Source organism: Acetobacter sp. ESL1128 (genome assembly GCF_058505085.1).
The window spans coordinates 2,302,534-2,315,230 of record NZ_CP196369.1 but is presented as its reverse complement, the minus strand read 5'-3'; the positions used below and the strand labels follow the sequence as shown (position 1 = coordinate 2,315,230).

Genomic DNA, 12,697 nt, shown 5'->3' with positions numbered 1-12,697 from the left:
GTAAAGGAAGCCAAAATGGCAGACGTTTATCGCGTTGGCGTAGCTATCGGCATGACCGATAATGCAACTCAGGTATTGCAGACGTTATCCCGCAGCATACTCGGCGTAAACATGCGGGCAGAAAAGCTGACCGATGGCTTGAACCGCGCAAAAGTTGCGGCCATTGGGTTAACCGGAGTGGTTGCTGGTGGCGCTGCCATAAGCGGCATGATGAAGCTTGTTGGCGCCGGCAAGGAGTTTGTGCATCAGCAGAGCTTAATGACGCAGGCTGGAGTAACCAACCGGGACATTGCTCAGGCCACGGCAAGCGCATGGCAAGTCGCGTCCAGCGTGATTGGCTCATCTGCTGAAAAAAATATCGCCCTCGTTGCCGACTTACGCAACCAGCTTGGTTCTATGCAGGAAGCAGTTACCGTTCTTCCGCAGGTGGCGCAAATGGGCGTAGTGCTGCAAAACTTGACCGGTCAGGATCAGGAAAAAGCGGGCTTCACAGCTATTCGGTTTTTGGACCAGCGAGGCGCGCTTGTTGACCCTCGCACGCACGAAATAAGCACCGAGCATCTGGCGCAGCAAATGCGCCTGCTTGAGGGGATCGCTACAGGTACCCGTGGCAGAGCTGGCCCTGATCAGTTGCTGGCATTCCAGCAGTATGCGCGGTTGGCCGGGGCGTCTTTGTCCGATCAGGGCTTAATGAATTTGGCTCCTGTTATCGCCGCGTCTGGGTCAGCGTCCAGCGTTGGCACACAACTGTCGTCTTTGCAGCAGCAGTTGATCGGCGGTGTTATGACCTCTGGGGGCGCGCATTGGCTTGAGCGTCTGGGGCTTATGGATGCTCGGCACGTACATGAAGGGCGCGGCGGCCACCTGACGCTAGACTCTGGGGCGTTAACCGGGGCCCGGCAATTGCAATCTGACCCGGTAAGCTGGGTACGGGATAACCTTATTCCGGCGCTTCGTCGCAGCGGCGCGACAACCACGGAAGAGCAAGCCGCGGCGCTCCTGAATAGCCATCTCAGATCCACCGTCATTGGCCTTCTTGGTGAAGTTGTCCGCAATATGCCCGCTTTTCAACGTGATGCGGGCAATATTCAGCAAGCTGTCAGGGTTGATCAATATCAGGTGGGAGCGGAGACAGACCCCATAAGTAAGCTCAATGCGTTTTCAACGGCATGGCATAACCTGCTTACAGCTCTTGGTGCGCCAATTGTGAATGACGCCACGGGTACGATTAGCAAGCTGACGGGGGTTATAGCCACGCTCACGGACGCTGCGCGTAAGCATCCCCGAGCGGTAGCTGACATTGAGTTGGGAGTTGCTGGTATCGCTGGGTTGGTGGCGTTATCCGGTTCCATGGCCGTTGCTGGGGCTGCTCTGGGACCGTTAAACACAGGGCTGAGGATTTTTCTGGCAACACTGTCGAAAGCTTCCATACCAAGCGCTCCTACCGCTGCCGCTTCTGGCGCTGCGCCCGCGGCTGCGGCATCTACGGCCGCCCGAGCTTCAACAATTTTCGGTCGCCTGCTTTCTGGTGCCGGCCTCGCTTACGAGGGATATTCTCTATATGAGGACCAGAAGGCACGGGATAATCAACTCAGGGAGACACTCCGCTCTCACCCGAAAGAGGCGCAGCAAGCTCAATGGCTTTACGACCATAGCTACGGCATGTTTGGCTTGAACATGAAGGTCGGGCAAGCGCAGCCTGCAACGCAAGTAAATGTCTATGTGGATGGGAAGCAGATTGCGGCGCACGTCGAGGCGTCACAGGAGCGCCGCGCCCGCCAAGACATGCGCGCCTCAGGCACGGCCCCGGATCTGATGCAGTACGCGCAGTATCCGGGGAGGAGCGTGGGGCAGTGAAGGGGGAGGGGGTTGCTCCCTCTGGGCGGCTTGATGTGCCAGTGCGTCATAAATTGAGGCGCTATAATCAACCAAGCCTACAAAGGTGCCCTCTTTTACGTGAAGCGATACATTGCCCCCCTGAAGAGTGCTAATGTAAGAAACAGAGAAGTTCTCAAGGAGGCCGCCTGTTATTCTCGCGTTTGCTATTTCTGCACGGCTGAGCTTTCCTTCGCTCACGGCTTCATCAAACACTCTCCCTGAAATGTCTAATAAGGCATCAGAAACAGATGTGATGGATTTTTTTTCGCACCATAGTGTTGTATTGGGTAGTTTGCAGTATTGACTTTTGTTGTTTATATCAGTGGCGAATACGTATTCGCAAAATTTTTTTTCTTCTGCTTTCTTTTTAAACACCGCATGTAAATCATTAATGGTTGTTCTGAATTGATAAGATACGAGAAATTTGGCCATTGCCCGCCTTCTTTGGAGGAAAAATGAAAATAAACACACCATTCCGCCCTGTTCTCGTAGAATGGGAGGATAGTGCGCAGCCTTCCTCGGCATGGGGCTCGGTAGATGAATCATCCGACCCCGCGCCTGTGCTTTGTCAGACTGTGGTTTTTGGTGAAAAAGACTGAACGCTGCCTGGTTTTATCCTTAAGCATTGGGGGCACCACAAGCGAGCGCCCCTAAGCTAACGGCGTGATGCAGATACCGCATTCAGCCGTTGTGCGCCTTACTTCTTTGGCCCCTTGCGGACAGATCGGTTTGTATCGCGCAGCTTAGGAGATTGTGATCGGATCGCTCCAAAACGCAGGCCCATTATGGTAGGTGGAAGCATTGCAACGTTGACCGGAGTGCTCGGTTAACATGCGGTAAGCCCCAATAGAGTAAAGAGACACCCCTTTCCGGTCAGCGGCCGGCGCAACGCAATAAATGGTGTTATCAAATTGCGGCAATGCTTCATTGTGTTCTTGAGCATGTCCCTGAAGGGGGAGCGCCAATGATGCAACTGAAACGGCGCATGCCAAAGCAAGGTTAAATAGTTTCACGACATTCCCTCATTGCGCAAAAAGGTATCTAGCATCGAGTGCTGGCTCTTGTGATTACAAGAGAACGATATTGGAGCAGTGGGAGTGAGTTAATTAAATCTATCAATATCAATGTATTGATCGTCCCGTGCGCGGGGCCGTTAGAGCGCCGCGACCAACACCAGAATTTTCTTCCACTTTAGCGCACTGATGGAGGAATGGGGGCAGAAATTCGCGGACGCAGAAGGCCCGCCAAGGCATGCGCGCCTCCGGCACAGCCCTGGGCCTGATGCGGCGCGCGCTGTATCAGGGGCGGAGCATGTGGAGCGAGCTAGTCTAGCTTAAACTTGAAATGATACACCTTGCCGTACTGCACAACAGGCTTCCCGTTTAAGGTTGCTGGGCTGTACCGCGCTCTCTGGCAATACTCCAAGCTAGATTTACTAGCTTCTGGATTTGAGGATGCGACCACGCGACAGTTAACGGTTCTACCATTCGTGTCTATGTCTGCCGTGACTGTGACCTCAGCTTCGCCGTCCCGTTTTGTCAAAGTATCTGGGTATTTTGGGCCATTAGGGATTGGTTGGGAAACGTCCATCTGTGCGCTTGGCGCGGCATAGCTTGGGCTGCCATGAACTGAAATTGCAGATAGAGCCACTATTAAAATAAACCGCTTCAAACCAACCTCCCGTTAAATTTTTCTTAGTTTAGCGGGGTTTGGGGGAGGTGGGGAGGGTTATTTGGCAGCTTCGGCTCTTGTTGCTTTCCCCGATATGAGCGCCGCTACAGTTCCGCCTACTGCGGCCACCCCAATGCTTCCGCCGACTGCATCATGTCCATTCAGGCACAACCAAACAGTGGCTGCAAGAGAGGAAAGGGCGAATACAAAGCCAAAGAATTTTCCGACCAGATTGAGCCAAAAATAGCTTCTTTGCGCGGCCTTAATCTGCTCCCGCTCGCTTTGTCCGTTAGCCTCCGCCATGCGAACGATTCGGTTAACGAGATCTGGCTGTATCTTGTCATAAGCGGCCAGTTCAGATGCAAGGGGAAGCGGGCCTGTGTGGCTTTGGAATGCGAATTGAGCAATAGGCGCTGGTTGTGGTTGGCCTTGGGCCACACCAACCACATTAATCCGCGGCATATCCGGCTGGTTAGTCGGGTGTATTGGATGATATTCTGGCGCTGGAGAGTTCTGCATCAATGCTCTTCATAGATCTGCGCAGAGAAGCGCCAGTTTTTGCCCATGCCCGCGCGGTAATTTCATTCGCGCTAACAACTTTCTGGTGCTGCACGGGCGTAGCAAACGCCAAAAGGCCAGCGAATCCTGCTGCGGCACTATTCGCCAAACGGCGAGCGTAGTTAGCCATAGCTGCTTCCTTTCAGGTACAACGCTATCATTGATAGCCGCATACCATACTAGATTTCGGTTGAGTAGAAGGAAATGCAAGAGATGTGTGTAAACGTTTTTTACACTTCTTGATCCTGAATATGGACCAACAACGGAATACCGACATCGTTCCAATAACGTTCCACAACCCGAGCGCAACGTCAATACGTTCCTTGTACCCAACCCCCAACCTGTACTACGCTGCCCCCACCATTCAGGAGCCATTCATGGTCATGCAAACGGTGGCCCAGCCGGTCACAGCCAATGTTATCCCGGGGGCTGAGTAAACTTTACAGAGAGGCTCTATGATGGCACCCGCATTGGCATGAGAGCTTTATTCTTGTTGTGCGCCTTTTTGGCCGTTCCGCTGTCTGCCCTTGCGGAAGAAGATAATTGCCAAGATTTCGGGGCTAATGGCCACCTCCCCGCTGTTGTGAATCACAACCTTGAAGCCGGGACGAAATTGTTATGCAACCGTGGCTACGCTGTTCTCGCGTCCAGTATATCGCGTGGTCCTCTATGGGCGGCGGAGCATTTGTGGTCTGATGACGTTGAAGCGGCAGAGAGGCTCAAGAGATCAGGTCTATTTTATGCAGACTCTCGCTTCTCAGGGAGCGCTGATTTATCGGACTATCACGCATCAATCTATGACCGTGGCCATATGGCTCCAAGCGGCGACCAACCAACAGACGAAGCGCAGCACGAGACATATGCATTGACAAATATTGTTCCTCAGACGGCCTCCCTTAATGAGGGGATATGGGCTCGGATTGAACGCCGCGTTCGAAGCTTGGCGGACGATGAGGGCGAGCTGTACGTCGTGACTGGTCCGGCGTTCCACCTCAGGCCAATAGAGAAAGTAGGGCGCGATCAGGTTTATGTACCTTCTAGCACTTGGAAGGCAGTATATTCTCCAAGCAAAGATCGTTCTGGGGTATATGTTTGCCGCAATGCGCAGCAGCATCCGCATTGCACGCAGGTGACGGTAGCAACGTTAATTCAAAACACAGGGATAGATCCTTTCCCCGGCGTGTCTGATCGGGTCAAATCTCAGGCGTGGAGATTGCCGTCACCATAGAAATATCACCCTAACCAATTCACGACACCGCCATGGTGTGAGCATGTTCCTCTGCGGTGAAGACTGAAACTATAAGATCCGTCTCCGCACTTAGCTGACGCTCCAGGGGGCGCTTCTCCATTACGTGTGTGCGCAGGGGCGTGAACAGATTTCCCATCTTTGTTCGTATAATGATTGTGCTCCAGAAGCTGGCCTTCGTCTAACTGCTGATATTGCCTGGGTCGGTATGTGGTTGGGTCCAGAGCGTAAGCCGGGGGAATTAGGCCGAGCACTAGCAGCAATGCGAGGAGAGCCTTAAAAGGAAACCTCAAATTATCCTCCTTAGTATTCGTGATGGCGCGAGGTGGCGCCCATTCTTATCATCTTCCCCCTTGTACCTGCGCGCAATTTCTGGCACAGGTTAAATACTCTTCCACAAATGTGACCGATATTATCCGCGCGCCCTTTGCGCCTGTGAGCTTCCATGTCTTTGACGCTGACCAACATCGAAACCGCGATTGGTTCGATAGGGCGGTTGTCTGCGTCTGCCCCGGTGCAGATTGGCGGCCTCGTGCTGACTGGCATGGAAGTGCCCGATCGCATACGCGATGGCGGCCAGCAGCAGGTTGTTGTGCATCGCCTGCCCGGCGGCGGCCGAGTGCTGGATGCCATTGGCAATGACCCGTCACGCCTTGAGTTGGAGGGGAGGTTTTTAGGCCCAACTGCGTTTGCGCGTTCACAAATGCTCAAGAAGATGCGCATTGCGGGGCGGCCCGTTGCTTTTTCTGGCGCAGGCCTGACGCTCACGGTCAAAATTGCCGAGTTTTCGTGCGATTATCAGCAAAAGGGCGTCGTTATTCCCTATCGACTGGTGTTGGAGCAGCCTGCGCAGAATGTTGCAGCATCTGGCACCAGCGCTTCCAGCTTATCTTCTCTGATTGGTGATGACGCGGCCAACGCAATATCGGGCATCACGGATAGTCTGAATGACGTGGCAACCATTGCGGGCAACATAACCGGCGAACTTGGGAGCGTTGTGGGGCAGGTGACGCCCATTGCAAATATGGTTGGCGCTGGCGGCGTGTTCGCCGGGATACAGAGCGACCTGACGACTGCCAATGGTCTGTCTGGGGCTGCTGTTAACCTGGCATCTGTGCCAACGGGCGCGGCAAGCCTTGTCTCCAGCCTTGAGGGGGCTGGGAGCGGACTGACAACCGCACTTAGCCAGACTGGCGCAAACCTGGAGGGCGTTAGCCTGAACGGCGCGGCAGGACTTTCTACGCTTACGCAGAACGCAGAGCTGCACACGACGGCGGCGCAGTCTGGTGCACTCGTAAATCGAGCCTATGCCAACACAATAACGGCTACAGATGGCACGCAGAATGGCCCGCTGGTTTCAGCGTGGTAGGGTGACATGGCGAACACTATCAAAGTGACGGCAGCGGACCGGACGCTTTACCATGTGGCAGCATCCTATCTGGGGGATGCCACCCAATGGTGGCGGATTGCTCAGCTTAACGGCCTGACCGACCCTGACCTGTCTGCATTTGTGACGCCTGTTACACTGACGCTTCCCGCGAAGGATGCCTCTCAGGCCAGTGGTGTGCCGGGAGTTACAGCATGAGCGAGAGCGTGACGGTTACGGCGACCGGGCACAGAACATGGCGTATGCCGCAGGCGCGTGTACTGGTGAATGGTGCCGAGCGGCCTGAAACGGGGTTGGAGCAGTTCAATCTTACCCGCACGCGTTACAGCCGGGCGGATACGCTGGATCTGTCGTTCGCCTTGGATCGCTCTAAAATCCCGACCTCTGGGCTTTGGTTTGATGTGAAGGACCCCGCCAACGGGTCTGTGCTGCCGGATATAAATATTCAGTTGCAAATGCGCGATGCGGCAGTTGCCGGAGCGCAGTGGGTCACGATGTTTCAGGGCATTGTTGATCATGTGGACTTTAGCCCCGCCGAAACAGCGGTGTCAGTTCAATGCCGTGATTATCTGGCTAAGCTGCTGGACCTGCGGGTGCTTGATGGTTGGCTGAACATGACGGGACCGGGTGTTGTTACTGCCATGATACAGGCTGCGGGACTGACGCCGCAGGTCAGTATGGCGGACGGCATGACGGGGCAGTTCTGGCAGATTGAGCACAGGCGCAAGTCAGCCAGCAGTCACAGCCGGTTTCAGACGGCATTTGACCTTGCAAGTTACCTTGCCAACATGACCGGCTGCGACCTGTATGCGGAGGGGAAAACCATTGTGTGCGTGCCATACCCCTCGGCTAATTCGGGAGTGGTGCACACTCTGACGTACAAAGATAATGGTCCCGATGCCCCGCTGGTTATGGGTGCATCCGGCCTGCGGTTCAGCCGGGATTACCAGATTGCCAAGGGAATTATTGTTCATGTGACAAGTTGGGACAGCAGGCAGCGAAACCGGGTGGAGTATTACTGGTCCGCCGAAGGTGGTTCGACAAAGAAGGCACTGGCCAATGGGAACCTGCACAGCTTTACGTTGCCGGGGGCGAGGCTGGAGCAGGTCCAGTCGTTCGCCAAGTCCAAGTATGACCAGATTGTAGCGCATGAGCGCACGATAACGGGCACGATGCCGGGCCGTTTCACGCTGGAGCCCCGGCACTTCATGTCTATTTCTGGAACCGGAACAACATGGGACGGCACGCATGATGTGGACGCCGTGACCAGTTCCTTTTCGTGGGGTGGTAGCTTCACGCAGAGTGTGACGCTCCGCACGCGCGACGCGACAAAAGGTGAAACTTACGATGCTTGATGTGCGGTCAGTCGCGGCGGGCACTGCGAACGCCATGGGTCAGCCCGGCTTTGCGTTGGTGAGCGCCGTTGATCCCGTGAACCATGCCGTAAAGGTGGTCACGCAGCCTTCCGGCATTGAGAGTGGTTGGCTGCCGTATGCTGCGTTGCAGGTGGGGAGTCTGCGCATTTCCTGCCCGCCAGATGTGGGAGCGCATGTTGTGCTCCAGCATATAGACGGAGACGCCGAGCATGGCGTGGTGGCCTGTCCGATTTATGATGCGGTAGTCATGCCCCCGTTGTCGCCCGCGACCGGGAAGGTAGCGCAGCCGGGCGAGTTGCTGATCGTCGCAGGTAATGGGGGACCGCCGCAAAGTGCAGGATCTGCGCAAGGGGCGGCTACCGCTGGCGCGCCATGGTGGCATATGACCAAATCCGCCATTTACAGCGGAGCAGGGCAGACCACGGAAACGCTGACGCAGGCCGGGAAGGCGTGGACGGTCGGCAACGTGAGTATGGACCTGACCACAGGCGGGCTGAGCGTTACGGGCGGCTCGATCAGTACGGACAAGGATGTGACGGCGAAAGGGACTGTCACCGGGGAGACTGACACTGTGGCGGCTGGCATTTCTGGCAAGGGGCATGAGCATTCCGTGACCGCCGCGCCTGGCACAACAGGGAAACCGCAATGAGCGCCCTTTCTCACACGGTTGGCGGCGATCTGGATTTGTCGGCAACCGGAGGGGTGGCCGTGGTTTCAGGCTCGGAACTGACACGGCAATCCATCCTGCGGCGGCTCTGCACGAATGCTGGCGGGTATATCTGGCAGCCCGGATACGGAGCCGGTTTGCCTGCGCGTGTGGGTGACGTGATGGATGAAGCGGCGATCCGCGCCATTGTTCTTGCCCAGATGCAGGCCGAGGCGGGAGTTGACCAGACGCAGCCCGTCTCCGTGACGATAAGCAGTCCCAAAACCGGGGCTTATCTATTGGCGATTTCCTACACAGATGCGCAGACCGGCGCAGTGCAGGAACTGACGCTCACAAGTTGAGGCGCATGCCTTACGCACTTTAATTGGAGCCCCTTGTGGCTATTACCTTCCAATCCTTCAAAACCATGCTGGGCAACGCCGTTGCTGCGGCGCAGGGGGCATCTCCTGCGCTGCTTGAGCTTGATGTTGGTTCGCCGGGCCGCGCCATGCTTGAGGGGGTGACGGGCGTTGGTCTGTGGTTCCAGTTCGTTGCCCTGCAAATTCTTTCACGCACGCGGCTGTCTACATCCATTGGAGTGGACGCGGACAGCTTCGTGGAAGATTTTGGCCTAGCGCGGGAGCCGGGGACGGCGGCAACTGGCGTAGTGCGTTTCACGTCGTTTACGCCAGACAACCAGTCTGCGACAATTCCGGTCGGAACCCCGGTAAAAACGGTCGGCAACGTCATTTATGACGTGGTGGAAGATAGCACGAATGCCGCTTGGTCTGCTGTCGCCAATGCTTATGTCCGCCCTGCAGGAACGGCCTCCATTACCGTGCCGGTACAGTGCGAAACCCCCGGAACGGCGGGCAATGTCGCGGCGGGTGCGGTCTGCCTTCTAGGTTCTGCCATTTCAGGCATTGATACCGTCACCAATGATGCGGCTTTGACAAATGGTAGCGATGGAGAGACGGACGCGGCATTACGCGTGCGGTTTGTCTCTTACATCAACAGTCGCTCCAAGGCGACGCTGACGGCCATTGAAAGCGCGATTACGGACGTATCTGCTGGTCTGATTTATCAGGTGATCGAGAATGTAGACGCTGCGGGCATGTTCCTGCCCGGCAATGTCGTGGCCTTTATTGATGACGGGTCTGGCGACGTGGCGGATGCCGTGATTGATCAGGTTTATATCGCCATTGATGATGTACGTCCGGCGGCGGTGTCCATTCAGGTCGTACGGCCAAAGGTTGTGCGTCCGCCTGTGGCAATGACGGTTTCTGTTAACAGTACCGGCGACCTGCCGACCATTCAAGCAACGATCAGCACGAACATTGCCGCCTATCTGAATAGCCTGACCATTGGCGGAAGCGCCAGCTATTCCCGCCTCATTCAGATTGCTTACGCGTCCAGTACTGCGGTGACGAATGTTTCCGGGGTTACGCTAGATGGCGGGACTGTTGACCTGCCAGCTACCACGGGCACCGCCTATCGGGCCGGGACGGTGACGTTTGGCTGACGCATCACAAAACGGGTTTGCTCTTCGGGTCAGGCGGTTGCTGCCCGATGGGTGGTTCCCCGCTGCCCCTGCGGCAGGAGAGGAGGAAAAGGCTCCGGTCCTTAACGCCCTGTTGCAGGGCTTCGGCTCTGTTTTTGCGTGGGTGTGGAATCTGCTGGGGTGGACAAACCAGCAAACGCGCCTGGCCACCATGACCGGGGCTTTTCTGGATATGTTTGCGGCTGATTTTTTCGGCACGGGGTTGCCCCGCAAGCAGGGAGAGAGTGACGCCGAATACCGTAAGCGCATACAGGAAGCGCTTTTCCCATCACTTGGCACGCGGCCTGACGTTGAAAATACCATCCGTTACGAGGTGGGGCAGGCCGGGCGCGTTATTGAGCCGCGCAATGCGGCTGACTGCAAGGGGTTGGGGAGCGCGGCCTCCCCAGCCATCGGCGGGGGATATGGCTATGGCGCGCCGGATATGCGCTACGGGTCACGCATGGTTCCGTTCCAGTTGTTCGCTCAACTGCCGACTGGGGATACGAGCCAACCCTCAACGCAGACCTTAACCCGTATCGCTGCGGTTATGCCTGCGGGCACGATTGCATGGACACAAGATGTGGAGAGCCTTGATGGATAGGCAGATACAATACCCGGCTCAGATCCCACTGGTTGAGGATATGCTAAATGCCCAGCGCAATGCCATGGTGGGTATTGGACATTTGGCTGGGGGGGCTTTTGGCGCGAATACGGTTGCCGCTTCCGGCTTTGCGTGCTCACCGGGTGAAGATCTGGCGTTGACGATTGCTCCTGGCGCGCTTTTGGCTCCCGGCGTGGTCGATGCTTCCGCTTATGGCACGCTGGCAGCCGTTAGTAGCGCGTTGGTTCGGCAGTTTATCAGCCGCGACCCGGTAACCTTGGCTGTGCCTGCTGCGGGCGCGACATATATCGTGCATGTTTCGCCCCAGACGGTGGATACCGACGATACGGTTCTGCCTTTTTACAATGCTGCCGACCCAAGCATTACATACGCCGGGGAGAATAACAGCGGCTTATCGGCCCCCACGGTGCGGCGTGATGAAGCTGTTCTGGGCATTGGCGCAGTCGTGCCGGATGGTGCGTATCCGCTCTGGCAGGTGGCCGTACCCGCAGGAGCTACAGCAATCACTGCGGATATGATTGCCATAGCGTCTGGGGCGCCGTTTTATCCGTCTCTGTCTGCTGTGGCACCTCGTATTGTTGCGCCTTTTAACGCGCAGCTTGCGGCAGCGCTGGGGGGCTATCCGCTCAATGCTGTGGTGGCTGACCCTGCAACCCCTGGAACCTTCTGGGTCAGCACGGCAGACGCCAATGTGTCCACCCCCGGCGCAGGAGGGGCAACGTGGCAATCCCTGTTCAACGGGCTGGCCACTCAAGCCGCCCTGACTTCTGAGGCGCAGCAGCGCAGCAATGCAGACCAGATACTGAACAAGGCGATCACGGATGAAGCTGCCGCGCGGGTTGCCGCGCAGTATGTTCCATCCGTTCCCGCATCCGGCCAGACGCGCATTACGTCTCTGGTGGAAAACTCCGATGGCCGGGCCGTATTCGGGGATGGGACAAATAGCCCCGTTCTGGCCAATCTTGATGACCTTCCCTTTTCGGACACGACCCAGAAGATACAGTCATTTACGGCCTATGTTCAGTTCTCGAACGGCACCACCAGCATCACATTCCCTCGTGCATTTAAGTCGGGGACCGTGCCGACAGTTATTCTGCCGTCCACGCAGGAGCAGTCCAATAAATGGTCGTTTCTGGGGATCCTCATTCTGACTAATGGCACCCTCGCAATAACCAATACGGGTGTGAGCATCTACGGCGTTGGCTGGGGTGGGGGCAGTACGTTCGCCAATCTGGTGGAAAACAACTTCATTCCCGTAGTCGCGATAGGTGAGTTCTAATGAGTGTTCTGGATGACCTGAAAGCTGCATATCCGGCCCGGTATTATGCGGACATGAACAAGCCGTGTGGCTGGTACGATATGTGGGTATTTTCTTCCGCAGAGGGGCTGCCTGCAGCCAGCACCCTATACGCCATGACGGCGGAGCAGTGGGAGGCAAAAGGTGGCGACACAGGCACCAAAAGCATGGCGGTGGAGAATGGCGCGCTGGTTGATTATACAGCCCCGGCCGTGGCCATCCCGCTGAAAACGCAGGCCGCATCGGCGCAGGTGTGGATACAGCAACAGGCCAATCTGGCTGCCGCCATGGGCGAGGTCTTTACCGCAGACATGCGGGCATATGTGAAAGCCATTGCCGCCATAGCTGGCGGGACGGACGCCACCAGCACGGCGCTGCCTGCCCAGCCTGCGGACGTGATGGAAGCAGCCACGGCCTGACCGGTACCGTCCCGTCTGCACCGACCTGCCGCCCCGTGAGGCGGTTTTTTTATG

15 protein-coding genes are annotated in these 12,697 nt (G+C 56.5%); 11 read left to right on the top strand and 4 right to left on the bottom strand.

Going from position 1 to position 12,697, the window contains the following annotated elements; all coding sequences use genetic code 11:
• Positions 1 to 15 precede the first annotated feature (15 nt).
• Entirely contained in the window at positions 16 to 1,857 is a 1,842-nt protein-coding gene (locus ACSYTG_RS10770) for a hypothetical protein (protein ID WP_489783236.1), read from the top strand.
• Here the strand turns inward: ACSYTG_RS10770 and ACSYTG_RS10765 are convergent.
• From ACSYTG_RS10765 to ACSYTG_RS10755, 3 genes are all read right to left on the bottom strand, one after another.
• Entirely contained in the window at positions 1,795 to 2,310 is a 516-nt protein-coding gene (locus ACSYTG_RS10765) for a hypothetical protein (protein WP_165926500.1), read from the bottom strand. The two genes, ACSYTG_RS10770 and ACSYTG_RS10765, sit on opposite strands and share 63 nt — an antisense overlap.
• An 891-nt stretch (positions 2,311 to 3,201) precedes the next feature.
• A complete protein-coding gene (locus tag ACSYTG_RS10760; RefSeq protein WP_415424212.1) occupies positions 3,202 to 3,468 on the bottom strand; it encodes an energy transducer TonB in 267 nt (88 codons plus the stop codon).
• 138 nt (positions 3,469 to 3,606) lie between these two features.
• A complete protein-coding gene (locus tag ACSYTG_RS10755; protein WP_489783237.1) occupies positions 3,607 to 4,068 on the bottom strand; it encodes a DUF2335 domain-containing protein in 462 nt (153 codons plus the stop codon).
• 514 nt (positions 4,069 to 4,582) lie between these two features.
• On the opposite strand from ACSYTG_RS10755, the gene ACSYTG_RS10750 reads away from it, so the two are divergent.
• Entirely contained in the window at positions 4,583 to 5,335 is a 753-nt protein-coding gene (locus ACSYTG_RS10750; RefSeq protein ID WP_489783238.1) for a DNA/RNA non-specific endonuclease, read from the top strand.
• 5 nt (positions 5,336 to 5,340) lie between these two features.
• Here ACSYTG_RS10750 and ACSYTG_RS10745 read toward each other — a convergent pair whose 3' ends face one another.
• Entirely contained in the window at positions 5,341 to 5,607 is a 267-nt protein-coding gene (locus ACSYTG_RS10745; RefSeq protein ID WP_489783324.1) for a DUF3761 domain-containing protein, read from the bottom strand.
• 191 nt (positions 5,608 to 5,798) lie between these two features.
• Between ACSYTG_RS10745 and ACSYTG_RS10740 the strand changes: the two genes are divergently transcribed.
• The 9 genes from ACSYTG_RS10740 to ACSYTG_RS10700 are packed head-to-tail and all read left to right on the top strand — an operon-like array spanning position 5,799 to position 12,643.
• Positions 5,799 to 6,722, top strand: a complete 924-nt coding sequence (locus ACSYTG_RS10740) for a hypothetical protein (protein ID WP_489783239.1) — start codon at positions 5,799 to 5,801, stop codon at positions 6,720 to 6,722.
• Between the two features lie 6 nt (positions 6,723 to 6,728).
• The gene (locus tag ACSYTG_RS10735; RefSeq protein WP_212347341.1) at positions 6,729 to 6,938 is read left to right on the top strand and encodes a LysM peptidoglycan-binding domain-containing protein; all 210 of its coding nucleotides are present in this window, start codon (positions 6,729 to 6,731) and stop codon (positions 6,936 to 6,938) included.
• Positions 6,935 to 8,095 (top strand): hypothetical protein, encoded by a 1,161-nt coding sequence (locus ACSYTG_RS10730; RefSeq protein ID WP_489783240.1) that lies wholly within the window; start codon positions 6,935 to 6,937, stop codon positions 8,093 to 8,095. Before ACSYTG_RS10735 ends, ACSYTG_RS10730 begins: the two co-directional genes overlap by 4 nt.
• On the top strand, positions 8,088 to 8,765 hold the full coding sequence (locus tag ACSYTG_RS10725) for a phage baseplate assembly protein V (protein ID WP_489783241.1): 678 nt from the start codon (positions 8,088 to 8,090) through the stop codon (positions 8,763 to 8,765). The genes ACSYTG_RS10730 and ACSYTG_RS10725 overlap by 8 nt, the downstream gene beginning before the upstream one ends.
• On the top strand, positions 8,762 to 9,124 hold the full coding sequence (locus tag ACSYTG_RS10720) for a phage tail protein (RefSeq protein WP_415421667.1): 363 nt from the start codon (positions 8,762 to 8,764) through the stop codon (positions 9,122 to 9,124). Before ACSYTG_RS10725 ends, ACSYTG_RS10720 begins: the two co-directional genes overlap by 4 nt.
• A gap of 35 nt (positions 9,125 to 9,159) precedes the next feature.
• Positions 9,160 to 10,284, top strand: a complete 1,125-nt coding sequence (locus ACSYTG_RS10715) for a baseplate J/gp47 family protein (protein WP_489783242.1) — start codon at positions 9,160 to 9,162, stop codon at positions 10,282 to 10,284.
• Positions 10,277 to 10,906, top strand: coding sequence for a UCP028438 family phage-derived protein (locus ACSYTG_RS10710; RefSeq protein WP_354857329.1), 630 nt, complete (start codon positions 10,277 to 10,279; stop codon positions 10,904 to 10,906). Before ACSYTG_RS10715 ends, ACSYTG_RS10710 begins: the two co-directional genes overlap by 8 nt.
• Before the next feature lie 40 nt (positions 10,907 to 10,946).
• Positions 10,947 to 12,206 carry a hypothetical protein gene (locus ACSYTG_RS10705; protein ID WP_491706416.1) on the top strand — a complete coding sequence of 420 codons (1,260 nt, stop codon included), beginning with the start codon at positions 10,947 to 10,949 and terminating at the stop codon, positions 12,204 to 12,206.
• Complete coding sequence (locus ACSYTG_RS10700; protein WP_489783244.1) at positions 12,206 to 12,643, top strand: hypothetical protein; 438 nt, start codon at positions 12,206 to 12,208, stop codon at positions 12,641 to 12,643. The genes ACSYTG_RS10705 and ACSYTG_RS10700 overlap by 1 nt, the downstream gene beginning before the upstream one ends.
• Positions 12,644 to 12,697 lie beyond the last annotated feature (54 nt).

Coding starts and splice junctions, on each gene's coding strand:
- ACSYTG_RS10765 (WP_165926500.1), bottom strand. CDS start 2,310: ATGGCCAAATTTCTCGTATCTTATCAATTCAGAACAACCATTAATGAT.
- ACSYTG_RS10735 (WP_212347341.1), top strand. CDS start 6,729: ATGGCGAACACTATCAAAGTGACGGCAGCGGACCGGACGCTTTACCAT.
- ACSYTG_RS10730 (WP_489783240.1), top strand. CDS start 6,935: ATGAGCGAGAGCGTGACGGTTACGGCGACCGGGCACAGAACATGGCGT.
- ACSYTG_RS10720 (WP_415421667.1), top strand. CDS start 8,762: ATGAGCGCCCTTTCTCACACGGTTGGCGGCGATCTGGATTTGTCGGCA.
- ACSYTG_RS10755 (WP_489783237.1), bottom strand. CDS start 4,068: ATGCAGAACTCTCCAGCGCCAGAATATCATCCAATACACCCGACTAAC.
- ACSYTG_RS10750 (WP_489783238.1), top strand. CDS start 4,583: ATGAGAGCTTTATTCTTGTTGTGCGCCTTTTTGGCCGTTCCGCTGTCT.
- ACSYTG_RS10760 (WP_415424212.1), bottom strand. CDS start 3,468: ATGGACGTTTCCCAACCAATCCCTAATGGCCCAAAATACCCAGATACT.
- ACSYTG_RS10725 (WP_489783241.1), top strand. CDS start 8,088: ATGCTTGATGTGCGGTCAGTCGCGGCGGGCACTGCGAACGCCATGGGT.
- ACSYTG_RS10770 (WP_489783236.1), top strand. CDS start 16: ATGGCAGACGTTTATCGCGTTGGCGTAGCTATCGGCATGACCGATAAT.
- ACSYTG_RS10740 (WP_489783239.1), top strand. CDS start 5,799: ATGTCTTTGACGCTGACCAACATCGAAACCGCGATTGGTTCGATAGGG.
- ACSYTG_RS10700 (WP_489783244.1), top strand. CDS start 12,206: ATGAGTGTTCTGGATGACCTGAAAGCTGCATATCCGGCCCGGTATTAT.
- ACSYTG_RS10705 (WP_491706416.1), top strand. CDS start 10,947: ATGCTAAATGCCCAGCGCAATGCCATGGTGGGTATTGGACATTTGGCT.